The sequence below is a fragment of the Rhizobium sp. FKY42 genome, assembly GCF_005222835.1.
In the GTDB taxonomy this organism is placed as follows: domain Bacteria; phylum Pseudomonadota; class Alphaproteobacteria; order Rhizobiales; family Rhizobiaceae; genus Neorhizobium.
The window spans coordinates 114,985-136,704 of record NZ_STGA01000028.1 but is presented as its reverse complement, the minus strand read 5'-3'; the positions used below and the strand labels follow the sequence as shown (position 1 = coordinate 136,704).

The 21,720-nt window shown below is 58.0% G+C and carries 20 protein-coding genes; 11 read left to right on the top strand and 9 right to left on the bottom strand.

Translation table 11 applies throughout. From position 1 onward, the window contains the following. Positions 1-99 precede the first annotated feature (99 nt). From E8M78_RS10135 to E8M78_RS10125, 3 genes are all read left to right on the top strand, one after another. Entirely contained in the window at positions 100-798 is a 699-nt protein-coding gene (locus tag E8M78_RS10135) for a DUF1045 domain-containing protein (protein ID WP_137134946.1), read from the top strand. Further along, positions 795-1,934: an alpha-D-ribose 1-methylphosphonate 5-triphosphate diphosphatase gene (locus tag E8M78_RS10130; protein WP_137134945.1), complete on the top strand. Its 1,140-nt coding sequence runs from the start codon at positions 795-797 to the stop codon at positions 1,932-1,934. The genes E8M78_RS10135 and E8M78_RS10130 overlap by 4 nt, the downstream gene beginning before the upstream one ends. A 113-nt stretch (positions 1,935-2,047) precedes the next feature. After that, positions 2,048-2,350: a hypothetical protein gene (locus E8M78_RS10125; RefSeq protein WP_137134944.1), complete on the top strand. Its 303-nt coding sequence runs from the start codon at positions 2,048-2,050 to the stop codon at positions 2,348-2,350. Positions 2,351-2,360: 10 nt separating this feature from the next. On the opposite strand, the gene polA is transcribed toward E8M78_RS10125, so the two are convergent. Next, a complete protein-coding gene (gene polA / locus E8M78_RS10120; RefSeq protein ID WP_137134943.1) occupies positions 2,361-5,348 on the bottom strand; it encodes a DNA polymerase I in 2,988 nt (995 codons plus the stop codon). A 93-nt stretch (positions 5,349-5,441) separates the two neighbouring features. Here polA and E8M78_RS10115 point away from each other — a divergent pair, with 93 nt between their 5' ends. Further along, the gene (locus E8M78_RS10115) at positions 5,442-5,894 is read left to right on the top strand and encodes a hypothetical protein (protein ID WP_137134942.1); all 453 of its coding nucleotides are present in this window, start codon (positions 5,442-5,444) and stop codon (positions 5,892-5,894) included. 39 nt (positions 5,895-5,933) lie between these two features. Here E8M78_RS10115 and E8M78_RS23275 read toward each other — a convergent pair whose 3' ends face one another. Next, entirely contained in the window at positions 5,934-6,083 is a 150-nt protein-coding gene (locus E8M78_RS23275) for a hypothetical protein (protein ID WP_170973386.1), read from the bottom strand. 144 nt (positions 6,084-6,227) lie between these two features. Between E8M78_RS23275 and E8M78_RS10110 the strand changes: the two genes are divergently transcribed. Both E8M78_RS10110 and E8M78_RS10105 read left to right on the top strand, forming a co-directional pair. After that, positions 6,228-6,686, top strand: a complete 459-nt coding sequence (locus E8M78_RS10110; protein ID WP_137134941.1) for a MarR family transcriptional regulator — start codon at positions 6,228-6,230, stop codon at positions 6,684-6,686. Between the two features lie 160 nt (positions 6,687-6,846). After that, positions 6,847-8,226 (top strand): dipeptidase, encoded by a 1,380-nt coding sequence (locus E8M78_RS10105; RefSeq protein ID WP_137134940.1) that lies wholly within the window; start codon positions 6,847-6,849, stop codon positions 8,224-8,226. Positions 8,227-8,598: 372 nt separating this feature from the next. On the opposite strand, the gene E8M78_RS10100 is transcribed toward E8M78_RS10105, so the two are convergent. Further along, positions 8,599-8,808 (bottom strand): cold-shock protein, encoded by a 210-nt coding sequence (locus tag E8M78_RS10100; RefSeq protein ID WP_062555021.1) that lies wholly within the window; start codon positions 8,806-8,808, stop codon positions 8,599-8,601. A gap of 441 nt (positions 8,809-9,249) precedes the next feature. On the opposite strand from E8M78_RS10100, the gene E8M78_RS10095 reads away from it, so the two are divergent. Continuing rightward, a complete protein-coding gene (locus tag E8M78_RS10095; RefSeq protein WP_137134939.1) occupies positions 9,250-9,735 on the top strand; it encodes a YbaK/EbsC family protein in 486 nt (161 codons plus the stop codon). Here the strand turns inward: E8M78_RS10095 and E8M78_RS10090 are convergent. Next, positions 9,726-10,082: a hypothetical protein gene (locus E8M78_RS10090; RefSeq protein ID WP_137134938.1), complete on the bottom strand. Its 357-nt coding sequence runs from the start codon at positions 10,080-10,082 to the stop codon at positions 9,726-9,728. The two genes, E8M78_RS10095 and E8M78_RS10090, sit on opposite strands and share 10 nt — an antisense overlap. Before the next feature lie 170 nt (positions 10,083-10,252). Beyond that, entirely contained in the window at positions 10,253-10,465 is a 213-nt protein-coding gene (locus tag E8M78_RS10085) for a hypothetical protein (protein WP_137134937.1), read from the bottom strand. A 497-nt stretch (positions 10,466-10,962) separates the two neighbouring features. Between E8M78_RS10085 and E8M78_RS10080 the strand changes: the two genes are divergently transcribed. From E8M78_RS10080 to dnaJ, 3 genes are all read left to right on the top strand, one after another. Then, positions 10,963-13,566 (top strand): transglycosylase domain-containing protein, encoded by a 2,604-nt coding sequence (locus E8M78_RS10080; protein WP_137135061.1) that lies wholly within the window; start codon positions 10,963-10,965, stop codon positions 13,564-13,566. A 255-nt stretch (positions 13,567-13,821) separates the two neighbouring features. Further along, positions 13,822-15,720, top strand: coding sequence for a molecular chaperone DnaK (gene dnaK / locus E8M78_RS10075; protein WP_137134936.1), 1,899 nt, complete (start codon positions 13,822-13,824; stop codon positions 15,718-15,720). A gap of 86 nt (positions 15,721-15,806) precedes the next feature. Continuing rightward, positions 15,807-16,946, top strand: a complete 1,140-nt coding sequence (gene dnaJ, locus E8M78_RS10070; protein ID WP_137134935.1) for a molecular chaperone DnaJ — start codon at positions 15,807-15,809, stop codon at positions 16,944-16,946. A gap of 194 nt (positions 16,947-17,140) precedes the next feature. On the opposite strand, the gene E8M78_RS10065 is transcribed toward dnaJ, so the two are convergent. From E8M78_RS10065 to E8M78_RS10055, 3 genes are all read right to left on the bottom strand, one after another. Beyond that, positions 17,141-17,830, bottom strand: coding sequence for an amino acid ABC transporter permease (locus E8M78_RS10065; protein WP_137134934.1), 690 nt, complete (start codon positions 17,828-17,830; stop codon positions 17,141-17,143). Beyond that, positions 17,827-18,600, bottom strand: coding sequence for an amino acid ABC transporter permease (locus E8M78_RS10060; RefSeq protein ID WP_137134933.1), 774 nt, complete (start codon positions 18,598-18,600; stop codon positions 17,827-17,829). The genes E8M78_RS10065 and E8M78_RS10060 overlap by 4 nt, the downstream gene beginning before the upstream one ends. Positions 18,601-18,678: 78 nt before the next feature. Then, on the bottom strand, positions 18,679-19,482 hold the full coding sequence (locus E8M78_RS10055; protein WP_137134932.1) for an ABC transporter substrate-binding protein: 804 nt from the start codon (positions 19,480-19,482) through the stop codon (positions 18,679-18,681). Positions 19,483-19,836: 354 nt separating this feature from the next. Here E8M78_RS10055 and pncB point away from each other — a divergent pair, with 354 nt between their 5' ends. Beyond that, complete coding sequence (gene pncB / locus E8M78_RS10050) at positions 19,837-21,144, top strand: nicotinate phosphoribosyltransferase (protein WP_137134931.1); 1,308 nt, start codon at positions 19,837-19,839, stop codon at positions 21,142-21,144. Between the two features lie 37 nt (positions 21,145-21,181). On the opposite strand, the gene E8M78_RS10045 is transcribed toward pncB, so the two are convergent. Further along, positions 21,182-21,577, bottom strand: a complete 396-nt coding sequence (locus E8M78_RS10045; protein ID WP_137134930.1) for a DUF1236 domain-containing protein — start codon at positions 21,575-21,577, stop codon at positions 21,182-21,184. Between the last annotated feature and the right edge of the window lie 143 nt (positions 21,578-21,720).

The following is a 21,720-nucleotide window of genomic DNA, read 5'->3' as shown; positions in this document are numbered from 1 at the left end:
AGCCCGCAACATAAGTTGCATGGGACCACATCAGAAATGTCATAAACATCCTGTTTGTAGAGCTGATTGTCGATCCGCCGGAACAGGTCAAGACCCCGCATGCGTTATGCCATCTACTTCACTCCACCCGCAGACCATGCCCTCACACAGGCCGCCAGCGCCTGGTTGGGACGCAGTGCGTTTGGAACGCTTGGAACCGGCGCGAATACGGCCGGACTGCCCGCCGAGGACCATAGGCTCTTGACGGCGGAGCCGGCCCGTTACGGATTCCATGCGACGTTGAAAGCACCCTTCGCGCTGGTCTCCGGCAAGACGCAAGGGCCACTGGAAGTGTTCTTCGAAGAATTCTGCAATCGTCAGCCGCCAACATTGATTCCGAGGCTGGAACTGACGGAAATAGGACCCTTTTTCGCGCTGACCTGTGGCGGCGGAAGCGAAGGAATCAATCACCTGTGCGATCAGGTCGTGGAAGCGTTCGAGCCCTGGCGCGCTCCGCTTTCTGCCGATGACATGGCACGGCGCAAGCCGGACAGGCTGAGTGCGCGCCAGCGGGAACTCCTGGAGCGGTGGGGCTATCCTTATGTATTCGAGGAGTTTCGTTTTCACATGACGTTGACCGGGCCTGTCGAGGATGACCATAAGTCAAGGGTGCGGGAGATCCTGCAGGCGGTCTTTGCCGACCATCTGGGTAAGCCTCTGTCGATCGAGGATCTCGGCCTGTTTGAGGAGCCCGAACGGGGAGCTTCCTTCACTATTCTTCGCCACGCAGCTTTGCGTGGTACGGGAGATCGCTCATGAGCCGCGAACACGTCTTCACCCATGCAAGGATCGTTCTGCCGGACCAGGTTGTGCACGGCGCAGTTGTTGTCCGGGATGGCCGAATCGCAGACATCAGCGAGACCGCGACACGAACCGGCGAGGATTTCGAGGGCGATTACCTCATTCCCGGTCTTGTGGAGCTGCATACCGATCATCTCGAAACCCATTATGCCCCGCGACCGGGGGTGAAATGGGACCTGACTGCCGCCTTGCAGGCGCATGATGCGCAGATTGCCACCTCCGGTATCACCACGGTCTTCGATTGCCTGCGTTTGGGATCTGACGAAGCGGGCGGCTTTGCACGCGGTGAGATGCGGGATCTCGCCAATGTCATCGAACAGGCGCAGAACGAGGGTCGGCTGAGAGCAGAGCATTTCCTGCATTTGCGCTGCGAAGTGCCGTGCCCGGACGTGCTGGATCAGTTTTCGGATTTCGAAGGCGACACCAATGTGCGCCTTGCCTCGCTGATGGATCATGCGCCGGGACAACGGCAGTTCCAGACGCTGGATCAGTATATTTTCTTCTATCAGAAGAAGCGCGGTCTTGATGACGAAACCTTCCGCGCCTTCACACAACGCCGGATGGAAGCCTCCGCTCTCTATTCGGCCAAGCATCGTGATGCACTTGCTGAACGCTGCGCCGCAAATGGTATCGTTGTGGCGAGCCATGATGATGCAACGCTTGCCCATGTAGATGAGGCGCTGGGCCATGGTGTGCGCGTCGCGGAGTTTCCAACCAGTATTGAGGCGGCACAGGCCTCGCATCAGGCCGGTCTCAGCGTTCTCATGGGCGCACCCAATGTGGTGCGGGGCAAATCGCACTCCGGCAATATTGCCGCCCGTGATCTGGCGGAACTCGGCCTGCTGGATGTTCTCTCCTCCGATTATGTGCCCTTCAGCCTGCTGCATGCGCCTTTCATTCTGGCCGATACCGTAGAAGGTCTCGATCTGCCGCGCGCGATTGCCATGGTTACGAGAACACCAGCGGATGCTGTGGGACTTTCGGATCGCGGTCGCATCGCCGAAGGTGCGAAGGCCGATCTGGTGCGGGTTCACCGCCAGCACGGCGTGCCCGTCAGCCGCGCAGTGTGGCGAAACGGCAACCGGATTGCCTGAAACGATGTTCGCCGTGCGGATTGTCGGCGGATCGGGAACGACTGCGGCGGAAATGAGTTTCTCCCGGATCACCGGCGAAAGGAGCCGGTAGCGCCAAGGCAGGGAGAACAGGAATGGACGAACTTCGATCGATGAAACACATCAAGGCCGAGGCGGGCCTTGATCGCGTTTCCGCCCTCGAAGCACGCATTGTGGTGCTGGAAATCGTGTCGATGTCGGCCTTGGCAATGGCGATGGACACGTCCGAGAACGCGGATACGGAAGCCGCGCGCGGCATGGCGGGACTCATCGTCGAGACGGTGGACCAGCGCTGCAACGAACTCGGCGTTTCTGATCAGACCCGTGAGGCCGCCCGCGACTATGCGCACCGCCTGCTGGGTATTACCATTGAGAGCCTCTACTCGCAATCGCACTGATCCCGTTCGATCAGTGCGCTTCGTCCCAGTTTGACGCTGCCCGCGCATCCACCTTCAAGGGAACCTTGAGTTCCAGTGCCGGCATGGCGGCGTTTTCCATTGTATCAACGATGACCGGCATGGCCGTATCCACCGCCTCGTCTTCTACTTCGAAAATCAATTCATCGTGGACCTGAAGCAGCATCCGCACCTTCTCGCCCAAACCAGATTTAGCAAGTGCCGGCTCGATCTGCACCATGGCGCGGCGGATGACATCTGCCGCTGACCCTTGAATGGGCGCATTGATCGCAGCGCGTTCGTTGAAGGCCCGCACGGAAGGATTGGAGGACTTGATCTCCGGATAATGGGCGCGGCGACCGAAAATGGTTTCCACATAACCATTATCGCGCGCAAAGGCCTTGGTGCTTTCCATATAATCGCGGATGCCGGGGAAGCGCTCGAAATACTTCTTGATGTATTCGCCTGCTTCCGAGCGCTCAATGGACAGCTGATTGGCAAGGCCGAAGGCCGAGATGCCGTAAATGATGCCGAAGTTGATGGCCTTGGCGCGGCGGCGAACCTCTGACGGCATGCCTTCTACCGGAACACCGAACATTTCCGATGCCGTCATGGCATGAATATCGATGCCATCGGCAAAGGCCTGTCGCAGCTGCGGAATATCGGCCACATGGGCAAGCACGCGCAGTTCGATCTGGCTGTAATCAGCAGACAGCAGCCTATGACCCGGTGTCGAGATAAAGGCGGTGCGGATCTTGCGGCCTTCGGCGTTGCGCACCGGAATGTTCTGCAGGTTCGGCTCGGATGAGGAAAGACGGCCCGTGGTGGTGGAGGCCAGCGAATAGGACGTGTGCACCCGCTTAGTCTGCGGATGAACGTAGGAGGGCAGGGCATCCGTATAGGTGCTTTTCAGCTTGGTGAGCTGGCGCCAATCGACAATCTTGCGCGGCAGCGGCTCGCCTTGCGCCGCGAGATCTTCCAGCACCTGTGCGGAGGTGGACCATTGGCCAGTCTTGGTTTTGGAGCCGCCCGGCAGGTTCATCTTGCCGAACAGAATATCGCCCAGCTGTTTCGGCGAGCCGATGTTGAAACGCTCACCCGCCAGCTCATAGATCTCGTCTTCGAAGCTGGCGGCCTTCTGGGCCAGTTCGCCGGAAAGGCGCGAGAGAATCTGCCGGTCGATGGTGATGCCGCGCTCTTCCATATGCGCCAGAACCGGCACAAGCGGGCGCTCCAGACGCTCATAAACGCGGGTGAGGCCTGCGGCTGCCAGACGTGGCTTCAGCACCAGCCAGAGCCGCAGCGTGACATCGGCATCTTCGGCTGCATAGGCAGTTGCCTTGTCGATATCGACATAATCGAAAGTCACGGCGGATTTGCCGCTGCCCGCCACATCCTTGTAGGCGATGGGTGTGTGGCCCAGCCAGCGCTCCGACAGCGCATCCATGCCGTGAGTGCCGGCACCGGCTTCCAGCACATAGGAGAGCAGCATGGTGTCATCGAAGCCCTGCATGCTGATGCCGTGGCGTTTCATGACGAGGTAATCATATTTGAGGTTCTGCGCGACCTTGAGGACTGAAGGATCTTCCAGCAGCTCCTTCAGCAGCGCCAGCGCCTCTGCCATGGGAACCTGATTTTCAACAAGCTTCACGCCATCGCTGAACAGATCATCCGCGCCCGCTTTATGGGCGAGTGGCATATAGGCGGCGCGAATATCCGTGGAGTTTGGCTGCTTTGTATTGTCCTGAACCGCGAGCGAAACGCCCACCAGCTCGGCCTGCATGGGATCAAGCGACGTCGTTTCGGTATCGAAGGCCACGATGCCAGTTTCACGGGCAGCGGCGATCCACTGCTTCAGGCTCTCGACCGTGCGGATCGTCACATAGGATGCGTGATCGATTTTGTGGCTCGAAAACGCCTCATGCCGTTGTGCCGCGACATCCACGGCGCGGGCACCATCAGCGGATTGCGGAGGGGCGGATTTCGCGGGGGTGGCTGCTTGCGGCGTCTCAGGATCCTGTTTCTGGGAGGTGCCCGGATCAAGATCCGGCCCATGGGCCGTCTGCCCCCATTCCACCAGAACCTCTGCCGGTTCGATGGCCACCGCATCACAGTCGCAGGCGTCGGCGACACGGCGGGTGAGGGTGCCGAATTCCATCGCCTTCAGGAAGCCGATGAGCTTTGGCCCATCCTGCGGTTCCAGCATCAGCGCATCCAGTCCCAGCTCCAGCGGCACATCGGTGCGCAGCGCCACCAACTGGCGGGACAGACGGGCGAGATCGGCATTGGCGATGATGTTCTCTCGCCGCTTGACCTGCTTGATTTCCGAAGCGCGGGCGAGAAGCGTATCGAGGTCGCCAAACTCTTCCAGAAGCTGCGCGGCGGTCTTCGGGCCGATGCCCGGAATGCCCGGCACGTTATCGACAGAATCGCCGACCATGGCCTGTAGATCGATCATCTTTTCAGGCGGCACACCCCATTTCTCGATGACATCAGGGATGCCGATCTGCTTGTCCTTCATCGCGTCGTACATATGCACGTTGGGCGTGACGAGCTGCATCAGGTCCTTGTCGGAGGAAATGATGGTGACATCAGCGCCGATCGCTTCGGCTGCTCGGGCATAGGTTGCGATGATATCATCAGCCTCGAAACCTTCCGTCTCGATGCAAGGCAGATTGAAGGCGCGCGTGGCCTGACGGATCAGCCCGAACTGCGGCACCAGCTCTTCCGGCGGTGCGGAACGATTGGCCTTGTAGGCGTCGTAGAGATCCTTGCGGAAGGTCTTCGAGGAATAGTCGAAGATGACGGCAAAATGCGTCGGCGTGACACCCACATTCGTATCGCGCGCATTGGTCAACAGCTTCCACAACATGTTGCAGAAACCGGAAACGGCACCCACAGGCAGACCATCGGTCTTGCGGGTCAGCGCGGGCAGAGCATGGAAGGCACGGAAGATGAAACCGGAGCCGTCGACAAGGAAAAGATGATCGCCTTTTTTCATGCATGGATGGATAGCGCGGTAGCGGCAAAAGGTCCATCGCAAGCCGCCTCCTAGTCCCTAAAATCCGAGTAGCGAGTAACATAGGTTGTGTGTATGCTGCTTTCCATACTGAAAATAGTAGATGCTACAATTTGGAGGCTGGCTGTGCCGGAAACTCGCTTAACAACGGTGTATCTGATATCCATCGGGCTTGCGGCCTTGCTGGGCGTTCTCGGCTATTTTCACAAAGATCCGGCCTGGCTCCTTTTCTTCAAGATTCTCACGGTGCCGGTGTTCATGTTTGCGAGCGTCGGGCTTGATTCCTATTTTCCGGCCAGCGAAGCCCGATACAGGTCCTGGTTGAAAGAGCTTGAACGGCATCTTTTGAGTGGCATACTGGTGGCAAGTTTTGTGGTCGTGGTCACCACAAAGCAGGACAGCACGTTAGTGGACCTAACCATAATGCTGGCATTGCTTTTGGGGAGTTATGTCCCAATAACGGCAGGCCTTTTCTGGCGCAAACACGGCCGCTCAAAGATCTCTCACCGGAACGTTACCTCTTTGTAATCGAAGCTCGCCTTGAATCTGCCCGATACGAAAACCATCTCAATCGTACCGGCGATTGATCACGCCGCAGCCTGACCGCTGGCTCGTCCCCCGCCGCGGCAGGCCGGGCAAAGGCTCATCCCCCTCTCCGGGCCTTTGTCCCTCCATTCCGCCACGACCGTCCCCCTCCCCGGTCGTGGCGGTTTTCATTTTCAAGGCCTCCTCTTTCAAAACACGCGAAAAAGCATACTCTGCTATGCAACCCTGATCTTCGAATCAGCCGGACTTGCGCGCGTTGCTATCCGGCATTCGATGGCTCGGGTTTCCCGAAGGCGGCCGCTCGGAACACTTGTCATGGCATTTGAACGTTCAGATTCAGCGCTCTACCTGGCCAGCCAGCTGGCCAAGGGACTCTCTCGTGCGCTGCAAAAGCGGGCAGCGGCACTGGGCTTTTCTCCGGGGCAGTTTCCGGTTCTTCTGGCGCTCTGGCATGAGGACGGACTGACACAGCGCCAGCTGCTCGATCGGCTGGAGGTAGAGCAGGCAACGCTCGCCAATACGCTGGCACGCATGGAGCGCGATGGTTTGATCGTGAAGACGCCCCATCCGACGGACCGGCGAGCGCAGATCATTCTCCTGAGCGAACATGGCCGTTCGCTGGAGCAACTGGCCCTCGACGCAGCGGCCCATGCTGATGACACCGTCTTTCAAGGGTTTCGTCGTTTTGAACGTGAGCTGCTGATGGAATATATGAGGATGGCGATTGCCAATGCCCGGATGCTTGACGAAGGGCGTGAGCCGGGCCGCTCCTGAAAATCATTGGACCATCCGGCCTTGGTCTGTGAACGAGAAACGGCTTCGACGCGACGATCCCGGTTCCCAATTCAGCATCGGATTTTCCGAAAACCGGTTTCCACTTTTCGGACCGATGGTCTAACGTCTGGCTCTCGCAAATTAGGAAGAGCTGATCTCCATGACCGATCTCAATCCTGTTCTTCGACGGGCCGACACGAATCTCGACAACAGCCTTCAGCGCCTTTTCGAGCTGGTGCGCATTCCCTCCATCTCCACCGATCCGGCCTACAAGGCCGATTGCCGCCGGGCTGCCGAATGGCTGGTAACGACACTGACCGAACTTGGCTTTACGGCATCGGTTCGCGATACGCCCGGCCATCCCATGGTGGTTGCGCATCATGATGCAGGGCGCGCCGATGCGCCGCATGTGCTGTTTTACGGCCACTATGATGTGCAGCCCGTTGATCCGCTGGAGCTTTGGGAAAATGATCCCTTTGCGCCAGCCATCAAGGAACTGGACGGCCGCAAGATCATTACGGGTCGTGGCACCTCTGACGACAAGGGGCAGTTGCTGACCTTCGTGGAGGCCTGCCGCGCCTATAAGGAGACAGTGGGCTCGCTGCCGGTGAAGATCACCATTCTGTTCGAGGGGGAAGAGGAATCCGGCTCGCCGTCGCTCAAGCCTTTCCTCGAGGCGAATGCTGAAGAGCTGAAGGCGGAATTCGCGCTCGTCTGCGACACCGGCATGTGGGATGCGGATACGCCTGCCATCGCGGCAACACTGCGCGGACTGGTGGGTGAGGAAGTCACCGTCCATGCGGCCGATCGTGATTTGCACTCCGGCCTGTTTGGCGGAGCGGCCGCCAACCCCATCCACATTCTGACGACGGCGCTGGCCGGCCTTCGGGATGAGACGGGCCGCATTACACTTCCCGGCTTTTATGATGGTGTGGAAGAAACGCCGGAAAACATCAAGGCAAGCTGGGGAACGCTCGGTCGCGATGCCAAGAGCTTCCTCGGCGAAGTGGGTCTGTCCGAGCCGTCCGGCGAAAAGGGCCGTTCCGTGCTGGAATTGACCTGGGCGCGTCCGACCTGCGAGGTGAACGGCATCTGGGGTGGCTATACAGGCGAAGGCTTCAAGACGGTCATCGCCGCCAAGGCTTCCGCCAAGATTTCCTTCCGGCTGGTGGGCGAGCAGGACCCGGACAAGATCCGCGAGAGCTTCCGCGCCTATATCCGATCACAAATTCCGGCGGACTGCTCGGTTGAGTTCCATGAGCATGGTGCCTCGCCTGCCATCCAACTCTCCTACGATTCGCCGGTGCTGACCAAGGCCAAGGCAGCGCTGTCGGATGAATGGCCGAAACCTGCCGTTATCGTCGGGATGGGGGGCTCGATCCCGATCGTGGGCGACTTCCAGACCTATCTCGGAATGGATTCCCTGCTGGTTGGCTTCGGCCTGATTGATGACCGAATTCATTCGCCAAACGAGAAATACGATCTCAATTCCTTCCACAAGGGCATTCGCTCCTGGGTACGGATCTTGGCGGCTCTTTGATCCAGAGAGAAAACGAAGACTGCGTTCTTCCCGAGCGCAGTCTTCAAAAACCTGAACGGTTCAAAAACAAAAAGGCCGGGACGAACCCGACCTTTTATCTGCCTGTTTCACCCTGCCAGTACATCCGTGGTCAGCTCGCAAAACAGGTCCGGCATTCCGACGGCGCCGACCAAAATCAGCGCTTTAGTATCTTCATGGTCTCTCAAGAAGGTTAACGTTCGGTTAACAAAACCGTAAACCTTCGAAAGGCAACGCAGCCGTGAGGCTGGCGGAAGATCGCGTCGTCATGCCACTTGATCCTGAAATGGGAATGGCGCCCCGCGATTGCAAGGGCGCCATTCAAAAACAAATCCGAAGTGTCGGATAAAGCTATCAGGCAGCCTGCAGGCTGTCAGCCGAAACGCGGCCCGAACGACGGTCGGTGACCAGTTCGTAAGCGATCTTCTGGCCGTCCTTGAGGCCGGCCATACCAGCGCGCTCAACAGCAGAGATGTGAACGAAAACGTCGGCAGCGCCGTCGTCAGGCTGGATGAAGCCGAAGCCCTTGGTTGCATTGAACCACTTTACAGTACCAGTAGCCATTACGAAGTCCTTTCTTTCGCAACGTTGACTTTGTTCCGTGCCCGAGGGCGCGAAACGTGGAAGGTCGTATTTGAAGGAAAGGTCGTCGTAAGCGCAGTCAGCGCTGTAGTGCCGCTTGTCAAACAAATATCGATGTCAGGGAGTTAGCCTCGCCACGCCGCCTGTGTCAAGGCTGACGGAATATCACAACTCCCGCTTAAAAATGGAAGAAGCCCGGCGTGGGAGGAGGATACGCCGGGCTTCAGATACTGACCAACAACTGGGAGGAGGAAGTGTTGTTGGTCCCGTCGGCAAACACTGGGAGGAGGAGTGCGTTTGCCGATGACCTCAAGATAATACAGAATAGCTTAAAAAACAGTCAACATTTCGCAGTGCAGCATTGCAATTTTTGCATGCCTTGCTTGCCTTGCGCGCCGGCCCTATTCTGGGTAGCGTAACGCCATGAGCCTGCAATCCGTCAAAGATTTTTTCGCCGCCCACGCTCCTGAAATCTCGGTTGTCGAGACCGAAGCCAGTTCCGCTACGGTGGCTCTGGCTGCTGAAGCCCATGGCGTGGACCCCGATCAGATTGCGAAGACCATTTGCCTGAGGGCAGGCGACGATGTGGTCTTGCTGGTCGCATCGGGCATGAGCAGGCTGGATAATCGCAAGTTCCGGGATCGGTTCGGCGCAAAACCGCGAATGCTGGAAGCAGAAGAAGTTGTCGCAAGAACCAGTCATCCCGTCGGTGGCGTCTGCCCCTTCGGCGTTGCCGAACCTCTTCAGATCTACTGCGACGAATCCTTGCGGAAGTTTGATATCGTCGTACCAGCGGCGGGTGCTATCAACGCGGCTGTGAAGATCTCTCCACAAAGAATGGCGGAGTTGACCTCCGCCATCTGGGTCGATGTGTGCCAGCCGCCGAAGGCAGTCGGGGATCAGTTGTAATAGCGGCGATACCATGCCTGCTTTTGTTCGAAGGAATTCGAGCCGGCAAGATAGCCCAGCGCGAAGAACAAGCCGCCGACGATGGTCAGAAGGGTTCCGGCCGTTGCTGGATGCTCGCGAATGACGCCCGCAACGGATGTGGCTTCTTCTTGGACGTAGTGGGCCGCGTCGCTCGCCTTTTCCTTGACCGTATCATAAGCCCCGGCGCCAAAGTTACCCAGCGATGCGCGAATGCTATCCATCTCCTGGCGCAAGGCAGACAATTCGGCACGCAGGGCGTCGTCGGCCTCGCTGGCAATGCGCTGGCCACGTGCTTCAAGCGACCCTTCTCTTCCGGCTTCGATCATGACGCGATCTCCTTGTTCATCAACCTCAAAAGACGCCGGTTAACTACCAAGTCCGTGATAGGTTCCTTGCGACCTGTTCTCATTGGAAGCTTTGTGGATCGGCCACTGTTCCGGGTATGGGTTGGGTCTGACGCAGCGGGGCAAAATTTCAACCCTTAGGAAAGTGCGGGTTATCGGCTTTGAGCCATGGCCTCTGCCAGCGCAGCCAGTGCTTCCTTCTCGTCCATTCCCTTCTGTAGGGAATTGACGAGAATGAGTGCCAAGGCCTCACCGTCCGGGCTGTCCTTGCTGATCTGGTACTGCTGGCAGGCAGTGTCAAAAACTTGCTGCAGCAGGGTTAATTGCGCGGGGCCGACAGGTCGTCGTATCTGTTTGGAATGCAACTGAACCTCCATCCGTGCCTGGCAGTCTTCTCCCGAGACGCCGTCAGATCATTCAACCACAAGCTCTTCACGATACGGGATGGCGCCAGTGCGCAAATTGTCATCAGGCCGGAAGAAACGCAACATTGTGATTAAGTGACGGTTATATGTATTTGTTGTCGTTTCGAAGGCAAATAGCATTCTTTTTAGGTGATTTAGCATTGGCTCATAATTATGCTGCACCAGATGCATACACCTTGCAGGATTTATTTTGGTTCAGCCCTTTATGCACTTTAAGCATGCAATTGGTTGTGCCTGCAGAGGTTTCCGCAACCTTCTGAGCGAACCCCATGGGTTCGCAGATTGAAATTGGCTTTAACGCCCCCTTAAATCGCCGCATTTAGCTTGCAAGGCGGCAAGTGATGGCGGGTCTGCGGCGCAACGATCCCTTGCATCGTTTCCTTTGGCCCAACGCCGCCGCAATGGACCACCAACAACCGGGAGCATGGCCAGGAGATATGGCATCGGGCAAGAGACCGCGCGAACGCGTCGAGCCATCGTTTGGCGCCGCTCAGAATAATGATCCGGGCGAACTGCGTCTTGGCGCAGGAGAGCGGATTGTCGGTCACTCATCCCGTAAGTCGAAGCGTATTCCCGTCGAAGACATCGATGACGATGATGATGGCGAGGAGGAGGACCTGGAGCCTCGAGCCCGACGCGCATCGAAACCGGCAAGGACGAAGCGATCCGCCCGCGCAAGTCGCAGCGGTGGCTTCTTTGGTGCGATCCGCTCCCTGCTGTATTGGTGCATCGTTCTGGGGATATGGGCCGGTATCGCGGTCGGCGGGGTGGTTATCTATTTCGCTGCTCAAATGCCGAGTGCGAGCACCTGGTCGATCCCCGACCGTCCTCCCAATGTGAAGATCACCGCTCTGGACGGAACTCTCGTCGCCAATCGCGGTACGACGGGAGGCGAGGCGATTGCGCTTGAGGAGATGTCGCCCTATCTGCCCCAAGCCGTCATGGCCATCGAAGACCGCCGCTTCTACTACCATTTCGGCGTCGATCCTCTTGGTCTTGCGCGTGCCTTCCTCAACAATCTGACGGGTCGCAGCCTTCAGGGTGGTTCGACTCTGACCCAGCAATTGGCAAAGAACCTGTTTCTATCGCCGGAGCGGACATTCGAGCGCAAGGTACAGGAGGTGCTGCTCTCCTTCTGGCTGGAGCACAAGTTCACCAAGGATCAAATCCTGGCCATGTACCTGAACCGCATGTATTTCGGTTCGAACGCCTATGGCGTGGAGGCCGCGTCCCAGCGTTATTTCAACAAGTCGGCGCGTGACGTGAACCTTGCGGAAGCCGCCACGCTTGCAGGTCTTCTGAAGGCTCCGAGCCGTCTTTCGCCTGCACGCGATCCGAAAGCGGCCGAAGAGCGGGCGCAAGTCGTATTGGGTGCCATGCGGGAGGAAGGTTACGTAACCGCTGAGGAAGCCAAGACCGCCATGTCGCAGCCGCCAGCAAAGGCGCGTTCCTACTGGTCCGGGGCCGAGCATTACGCCGCCGACATGGTGATCGACGAGGTCAAGGCGCTCATCGGTGACGTGAAGACGGACATCAACGTTCAAACGACCTTGGACATGCGGCTGGAAAAGCAGGCGGAAGCCGCACTGACCTCCGCGCTGGACAAGGAAGGCCGCAAGGTCAACGCATCCCAGGCGGCCCTGGTATCGGTAGATGCCACCGGGGCAATCCGCGCCGTGGTCGGCGGCCGCGATTATACCGATAGCCAGTTCAATCGCGCGGCCAAGGCCAAGCGCCAGCCGGGATCTGCCTTCAAGCCCTTTGTCTATGCCGCGGCCCTGGAAGCCGGTTACAGGCCCGACACCCTTATGAATGATGGGCCGGTCAGGATCGGCAACTGGACGCCTGAAAACTATGACCAGAAATATCGTGGTCAGGTCACTCTCTCGACCGCACTCGCTCACTCGCTGAACACCATTGCAGCCCAACTCGTGATGCAGGTCGGTCCGAAGAATGTGATTTCGGTCGCGCACCGGCTGGGCATCGATTCCGATCTGCAGGAAAACGCGTCCATCGCGCTTGGAACGTCGGAAGTCTCACTGGTGGAACTGACTTCCTCCTACGCGGCCTTCATGAACGGGGGCATGAAGGCAACACCCCATCTGGTGAGCCGCATCACCGATACGAGCGGCAAGGTTCTCTATGAGGCAGACTACTCCAATCCGCCGCGTGTGCTGAGCGAACAGGTCGTGGCCAATCTGAACGGCATGCTGAACCGCGTGATGACGGAAGGAACGGGTCGCGCGGCGCAACTCTCCAAATGGCAGGCGGCCGGCAAATCCGGTACGACGCAATCGTTTCGTGACGCTATCTTCGTAGGCTTCACAAGCACCATGACGACGGGCATCTGGTTCGGAAACGACGATGGGACGCCGATGAAGAAGGTGACCGGCGGTGGATTGCCCGCGCGCGCCTGGAAGACCTACATGACGGCAGCGCTTGAGGGCTACAAGCCGACGCCTCTCTTTGGCGTTGGCATCCAGCCAGCCAAGCCGGAGCCGCAGACAACTTTGAGCGATATCATTTCCGGTGTTCTTCCCGGTGCTGTATCGCGCGATGATTTCCCGCCCGCACCCGATGCGCCGCCAGAGGATATCCCAGTGCAGGGCCAGGCAAGCTATCCGGCAGCGCCGCCCCCAGTCCAGCAAGGATATCCGGTACAACCGCAGCAGCCCGTGACACGGGAACCTGCAATGCGCGAACCTGCTCAACGGGCGCCTTCCCAGCGTGATCCAGCCGCTGTGGACCGACGCCAGCAGGCGGTTCAACCGAACTATCCGCCGGGAACCGTTCCCGATTACCGGGCACGCGATGGCGGGCAGATGGTGCCTCCGGCCGATGTGCCCAATCGAGGCTATCAGGACTATCGACAATATCGCGGACCCTATGACGATCGCGTTGCGCCGGATTCCGTTCTCGAGGGCCGGGCACCCCCCGATGCAGTGCTGGAAGGGCCTGTTCCGCCGGGGGATGTGGGGGGAAGCAGTCGTCGCGGACAGCCGCGCGATTCGACACTCTTCGACATCATCATGGGCCAGTAGAGGCCCCTTTATCCCAGATCGCGCTTCCCGTCGCCCTTCAGTGGGCGCAAGCGCCCTTGCGCGAGGCTTGATCTGCTGCGAATTCCGCATTTTTTTGCGCAAGACCAGTGACTTTCCTGCCTTGCAGTCGGAAAAAGCGGTCCTTATATACGCCGCATGACAGCAGCCGATGCTGCGAACCATCCCAGTCGAGGAACTGTCAGTGGAATGCCTTGAGAAGGGGTTCCGACAGTTCGCTTAAAGGAGAGAGAAGAAATGGCAAAAGTAATTGGCATCGACCTTGGTACGACCAACTCCTGCGTTTCCGTCATGGACGGCAAGGACGCGAAGGTGATCGAGAACGCCGAAGGCGCACGCACCACGCCGTCCATGGTTGCATTCAGCGATGATGGCGAGCGTCTGGTCGGACAGCCGGCCAAGCGTCAGGCTGTAACAAATCCCACGAACACGCTGTTTGCCGTCAAGCGTCTGATCGGTCGCCGTTATGACGATCCGACGGTTGAGAAGGACAAGGGCCTCGTTCCTTACGAAATCTCCCGCGGTGACAACGGCGATGCTTGGGTCAAGGCCAATGGCAAGGGCTATTCCCCTTCGCAGATTTCCGCGATGATCCTTCAGAAGATGAAGGAAACGGCTGAAGCCTATCTCGGCGAAAAGGTTGAGAAGGCCGTCATCACCGTTCCGGCCTACTTCAACGACGCCCAGCGTCAGGCTACCAAGGATGCTGGCCGCATTGCCGGTCTTGAAGTTCTGCGCATCATCAACGAGCCGACGGCTGCCGCACTGGCTTACGGCCTCGACAAGAAGGACGGCAAGACGATTGCGGTTTACGACTTGGGTGGCGGTACCTTCGATATCTCCGTTCTCGAAATCGGTGACGGCGTCTTCGAAGTGAAGTCGACCAACGGCGACACCTTCCTCGGCGGTGAAGACTTCGATATGCGTCTGGTCGAGTATCTCGCAGGCGAATTCAAGAAGGACAGCGGCATTGACCTGAAGGGCGACAAACTGGCCCTGCAGCGTCTCAAGGAAGCTGCGGAAAAGGCGAAGATCGAACTGTCCTCGTCGCAGCAGACGGAAATCAACCTGCCGTTCATCACCGCTGACGCCTCTGGTCCGAAGCACCTGACGATGAAGCTGACCCGTGCCAAGTTCGAAAGCCTGGTCGATGATCTGGTTCAGCGCACTGTGGCACCATGCAAGGCAGCGCTCAAGGATGCCGGTGTTTCTGCTTCCGAGATCGACGAAGTCGTTCTCGTCGGTGGTATGAGCCGCATGCCGAAGGTGCAGGAAGTCGTCAAACAGCTGTTCGGCAAGGAGCCGCACAAGGGCGTGAACCCGGATGAAGTGGTTGCCATGGGCGCTGCGATCCAGGCCGGCGTTCTGCAGGGCGACGTGAAGGACGTTCTGCTGCTCGACGTAACCCCGCTGTCGCTCGGCATCGAAACGCTCGGTGGCGTCTTCACCCGCCTGATCGATCGCAACACGACGATCCCGACCAAGAAGAGCCAGGTCTTCTCGACCGCTGAAGATAACCAGCAGGCCGTGACGATCCGCGTCAGCCAGGGCGAGCGCGAAATGGCTGCAGACAACAAGCTGCTCGGCCAGTTCGACCTCGTCGGTCTGCCACCGGCACCGCGTGGCGTGCCGCAGATCGAAGTGACCTTCGACATCGACGCCAACGGCATCGTACAGGTGTCCGCAAAGGACAAGGGCACGGGCAAGGAACAGCAGATCCGGATCCAGGCTTCTGGCGGTCTGTCCGACGCCGACATCGAAAAGATGGTGAAGGACGCCGAGGCACATGCCGAGGAAGACAAGAAGCGCCGTGCAGGCGTGGAAGCCAAGAACCAGGCCGAAAGCCTTGTTCACTCGACCGAAAAGTCGCTGAAGGAATATGGTGACAAGGTGTCTGAAGCCGACCGCAAGGCGATTGAGGACGCGATTGCCAGCGTGAAGACGGCAATCGAGGCCTCCGAGCCGGACGCAGACGACATCCAGGCCAAGACCCAGACGCTGATGGAAGTGTCCATGAAACTCGGTCAGGCCATCTATGAATCGCAGCAGGCTGAAGCCGGAAATGGCGGTAAGTCCGAAGATGGCGTAGTCGACGCTGACTACGAGGAAATCAAGGACGACAAGAAGTCCGCTTGAGGCGAGGCTTCTTCCACCTGGTGTAACTGCGTTGAGTATCCGGCTGCCCTCGTGCAGCCGGAATCCTTTCGGGAGCCGCGATCTTCATGGCAAAAGCTGACTATTACGAATTGCTGGGTGTCGGCAAAACAGCAGACGAGAAGGAGCTGAAAAGCGCCTTCCGCAAGATGGCGATGAAGTATCATCCGGACAAAAACCCGGATGACCAGGAAGCCGAGAAGAAATTCAAGGAGATCAACGAGGCCTACGAGACCTTGAAGGATCCCCAGAAGCGCGCCGCCTATGACCGTTTCGGTCACGCAGCCTTTGAGCAGGGCGGCATGGGTGGTGGCGGCTTCGGCGGTGGTCAGGGTGGTTTCGGCGCTGGCGGGTTCTCCGACATCTTCGAAGACATCTTTGGCGAGATGATGGGTGGCGGTCGTGCGCGTCGGTCTTCCGGTGGTCGCGAGCGCGGCGCCGATCTGCGCTACAACATGGAAATTACGCTCGAGGAATCCTTCACGGGCAAGACCGCGCAGATCCGTGTGCCGACCGCTGTGACCTGCGATGTCTGCTCCGGCTCGGGTGCAAAGCCTGGTACGCAACCCAAAACCTGTGGCACCTGCCAAGGTTCCGGTCGTGTGCGGGCGAGTCAGGGATTTTTCTCCGTCGAACGCACCTGTCCGACGTGCCATGGGCGTGGGCAGATCATTCCTGATCCGTGCACCAAGTGCCACGGCCAGGGCCGCGTGACGGAAGAGCGTTCGCTCTCGGTCAATATCCCATCGGGCATTGAAGACGGCACACGCATTCGCCTGCAGGGCGAGGGCGAGGCCGGTGCACGCGGTGGACCGTCAGGCGATCTCTACATTTTCCTTTCGGTCAAGCCGCACCAGTTCTTCCAGCGCGACGGCGCGGATCTCTACTGCACAGTGCCGATTTCCATGACGACGGCTGCCCTTGGCGGCACCTTCGACGTGGCAACCCTGGACGGTACGAAGTCTCGTGTGACGGTGCCGGAAGGAACGCAGCCGGGCAAGCAGTTCCGTCTGAAGGGCAAGGGAATGCCGGTTTTGCGCTCCTCGCAGACGGGCGATCTCTACATCCAGATCCAGATCGAAACGCCACAGAAGCTGACCAAGCGCCAGCGCGAGCTGCTGCAGGAGTTCGAGGAGATTTCTTCCAAGGACAACAATCCGGAATCGACCGGCTTCTTTGCCCGGATGAAGGAATTTTTTGAGGGGTGAACTGCGACCGGGCGCAAAGCGCCCGGTAAAAGGGATCAATGATCGATTCTAGCAGTGAACGCGCTTTGAGCTTAAGGCGAAGGGCCGGGATACGGTGCCTCGTATCCCGGCCCTTTCCCGTCGTAAACGCGCCTTGGATCTTTTTTTCCGCATGGTGCGGACCGAAACTGTTTCCTCACTCAGGCTTATGCAGTTTACGATACCGGCTCCCCCTGCCCGGTACGAGCAAGAAGCCTTGCGAGTCGATCCGTTCCGACACAAAGGCCCCAGTAGAGTGCGCCGACGAACAGGAAGATTTCTGTCGGATAGACCATTGCGCGGTTGTTCACCTGTGCGGCCAAGAAGGACAATTCCGGCACACCGACAATGTAGGCAAGCGAAGTATCCTTGATGAGGGTCGCCCACTGATTGACGAATGAGGGCACCATAGCCCGTAGCGCTTGCGGAAGGATGATGAGCCTCAATATCTGCTGCCTACGCAACCCCAGCGCATAACCCGCCTGCCACTGACCTTGGGCCATGCCATCAATGCCGGCGGACACGGTTCCCGCAAGATAGGCGCCGCCGATCAGGGACAGTGCCGCCACGACCGTTGCGATTTCTGGGGGACGGAAGCCAGCGAGGATCGGCAGCAGGAAGTAGGTCCAGAAGATCAGCATGAGCACGGGAATTGCACGGAAAAAGCCGAGGACGATCCTCAAACCCTTGCGCGGCCACCCACGGCTGAGGCTCAGTGCAATGCCGAGCATGATGCCGATGACGGCAGAAGAAATTGCGGAAAGAACCGACAGAATGACGGTGAGGGTAAGCCCGCCGACAGGTCCATTCGGCCATGCCCCGATCAGCACGTAATCCAGATTGTTGAGAATAATGGCGGCATTCATGTTCCGCTCCCAGCCGTTGCGGGAAGTGAGGTACGCATCATGCGCTTTGAATGAAGGCGGGAGGCAGCAGCTTCCGTAAGGCATACGGCGACGATGTAGAGGACCGTCGCGACGCCAAAGGCTTGGAATGTCAGAAAGGTTTCTGTCTCGACCTGACGGGATGCGTAGGAGAGTTCGGCAACGCCGATAGCCATGGCCAGCGATGTATTCTTTATGGTGTTAAGGTATTGCCCAGTGATCGGCATCCAGGCAAAGATAATGGCCTGCGGCAGGATGATGAGCCGGAAGCACTGAAACCTGTTGAAACCAAGCGCCCGCGCTGTTTCTTCTTGCCTCTTATCGACCTGATTGATGCCTGCCTGTAATTCCTCCGCAATATAACTTCCGGCATAGAGGGTCAGAGCGAAGAAGGCTGCGATCGCTTCAAAACCTGGAAAGCTGAGCGAGACGATGTGCAGATCGAGTGTATGCGGCGTATTGAGCCATTGCATAACTGCTGATGGCAGGAAGGCAGAAATACCGAAATACCAAAAAAAGAGTTGCACCAGCAGCGGTGTGTTGCGCAGGGCGCTGATCATGGTGCGAACAGGCAGGGCAAGGACGCGATGTTTCGAGGCTTTCAGGCTGCACAACACAGCGCCCAGCAGGCTGGCGCTTGCGCAGGTTGCGGCTGACAATACAACTGTTACAGCAAAACCTTCTAACAGCCATGCAAAATAGCGCCATGCCATCGGCTCGCCGAAGACGGCGCTAAGTGAGCTGAGTGTCATCCGTGTAATTTCATGCTTGGAATGTTGATGGATTGAGGGGCCGCGTTATGCACGCGGCACCCCTCCACGATGTCTGGATCAGATCTTGTCGCCGATCTTGAAAATGCGAGCGAGCGGTTGCGTGGTCTTTGGTCCGAACCATGCGTCGTAAATCTTGGCGGCGGTTCCGTTGTCTTCCAGTTCGAGAAGCGTCTTGTCGACCAGATCCTTCAAGCGTGCTTCGCCCTTGGGAATGCCAACGCCGATGTAATCATTCGAGATGGAAAAGGCTGGAATTTCATAATTTTCCTTGTCTGGCACATTTGCCAGAAGACCAATCAGCTTTGGGCCGTCCTGAGTGATTGCCTGAACATTGCCGTTTCTAAGCGCCGTGAAGGCAAAGGGCGTATCGTCATAGGAGACGATAGTCGCCTTGGGAAAATCCCGGCGCAGAACAATCTCGTTGACAGTGCCCTTGTCGGCGCCGATGCGCAGCGTGTTCAACTGATCCGGCGAGGAAAGCGTGCCCTTCTTTGCCAGGAACTGCTGGCCAGATGCAAAGTAGGGGATGCTGAAATCCACCTGCTTGGCGCGCTCCTCCGTAATGGTGAAATTGGCGAGCACCAGATCAACACTGCCTGAGACAAGAAGCGGTATGCGGTTGGCAGGATTGGTCGGCTTGATTTCCAGTTTTACACCCAGCTTTTCGGCGAGAATCTTGGCATAATCGACATCAAGACCCACGATCTGTTTGCTTGCCGCGTCGACATAACCGAATGGAGGGTTTGCATCGAAGGCTGCAACCTTCAGAACGCCTGCCTTTTTGATATCATCCAGTCTGTCGGCATGAGCCGATCCGAATGAAGCAAGCACCATCAAGGTTGCTGCAAAAAATTTATTCATTTGACGATTCCTTATTCACATCAGGCAACGGCTCGGCGCCGAATGGCGCTCACTAAAGAGGCATATGGCGGAATAGTCGCCACAGAAATTTATAAAATACATCTAATAAGTAGAAAAATTTGACGTCTCACGTGGCGCTTGCCGTGCCTTCTGTAACCTTTTCCGACGGGCCAAGCCCTCAGCTTGTAAGGCGGTGATGCCGAGGATCAACTCAGTCTGCTTATTCGAATCGATTGATATGATGGCTGGACATCCCATCGGCTTTTTTCGATAACAACCGGCGAGGTTGTCAGTCGATGCCTCGATCAGAGGAAGTGCAAACGTGCCGGTCCCGGCCGTTGGGCAAAGGCAATCATGGCAACCAAGACCGATATTGCAAAGCGCGTCTACAATCACACCTGGAAACTCGATCCAATCGTTCGAAGCTTGATCGATACGGATTTCTACAAGCTTCTGATGTTGCAGATGATCTGGAAGCTTTATCCGCAGGTCGACGTGACCTTCTCCTTGATCAATCGTACCAAGCGCGTGCGGCTGGCCGACGAGATCGATGAGGGTGAACTGCGGGCACAACTAGACCATGCGCGAACGCTTCGGCTTTCAAAAAAGGAAGCGATCTGGCTGGCCGGTAACAGCTTCTATGGCAAGTCACAGATTTTCGAGCCGGATTTTCTCGCCTTCCTCGCCAGTTATCAATTGCCGCAATACGAGCTTTCCAAGCGCGACGGTCAGTATGAACTGACCTTCCATGGCCGCTGGGTGGATACCACCATGTGGGAGATCCCGGCGCTTGCGATCATCAACGAACTGCGTTCACGGGCAGCGATCCGGTCGCTGGGCCTCTTCACGCTGGATGTTCTCTATGCCCGCGCCAAGGCGCGCATGTGGGAAAAGGTAGAGCGCCTGCGTACACTGCCGGGCCTGCGCATTTCCGATTTCGGTACCCGTCGCCGCCACAGTTTTCTCTGGCAGCGCTGGTGCGTGGAAGCGTTGAAGGAAGGCGTGGGGCCTGCCTTTACCGGCACCAGCAACGTACTTCTGGCCATGGATTCCGATCTGGAAGCAGTGGGCACCAATGCGCACGAATTGCCCATGGTGATGGCGGCACTTGCCAATACCGATGCGGAGCTGCGGGCCGCGCCCTATCAGGTTCTGAAAGACTGGAACCGGCTCTATGGCGGCAATCTGCTAATTGTTCTCCCCGATGCCTTCGGCACGGCGGCCTTTCTGCGCAATGCGCCGGAATGGGTGGCGGACTGGACAGGTTTCAGACCCGATAGCGCGCCGCCGATTGAAGGCGGGGAAAAAATAATCAACTGGTGGAAGAAGATGGGACGTGACCCGCGTCAGAAGCTTTTGATCTTCTCTGACGGCCTGGATGTTGATGCCATCATCGATACGTACCAGCATTTTCAGGGGCGGGTACGCATGTCCTTCGGTTGGGGTACAAACCTGACCAATGATTTTGCCGGTTGCGCGCCAGAGGATATCGCAGGGCTGAAACCCATTTCCATCGTCTGCAAGGTCAGTGAGGCAAACGGCCGTCCTGCCGTCAAGCTCTCAGACAATCCGTTGAAGGCGACGGGCGATCCGTCCGAAGTCGAGCGCTACCTGAAGTTCTTCGGTCAGGAAGATCTGGTCGAACACGAAGTCTTCGTGTGAAGGGAAGCGGGCACAAAGCCCGCTTCAACCGTTCGCATCAATCGATGATCTGGACGACCGTGTGCGTGCGCGGATCCACAATGACGCGCTGATCATTGACGATGGCGTAGGAGTATTCGCGGTGCTGCGGAACCGGCGTTAGCACAACTGTTTCCGGCAGAGGTTCACCGACAACCACCTTCCGCTCGACAACAACAGGTGCTGCGACCGGTTGCTCGCGAACATAGGTAACGACTTCACGTGGCGGCGGATCAATGGCTGTGCCAAGAGCGGCGCCCGCAATGCCACCAACGGCAGCGCCAATCGGGCCGCCAACGATTGCGCCGGTCACGGCACCACCGGCTGCACCGCTTACGGTGCCATCCTGAGCAGAAGCTGTACCAATCGTGGCGAGGGTCAGAGCTGCGGTAGCAGCCAGAACGATCTTACGCATGGGTTTCTCTCCTCTTGTTGTTTCAGTCCGGCTCAAGAACTCACAATGTCGACAACCCGTTCCGCCGCTTTAGACACGAAAAGTGATAATTTGTAATTTTCTGCGAGTGCGCCGAAGCTGCCTGTTGTCTTAAAGACCGCTAA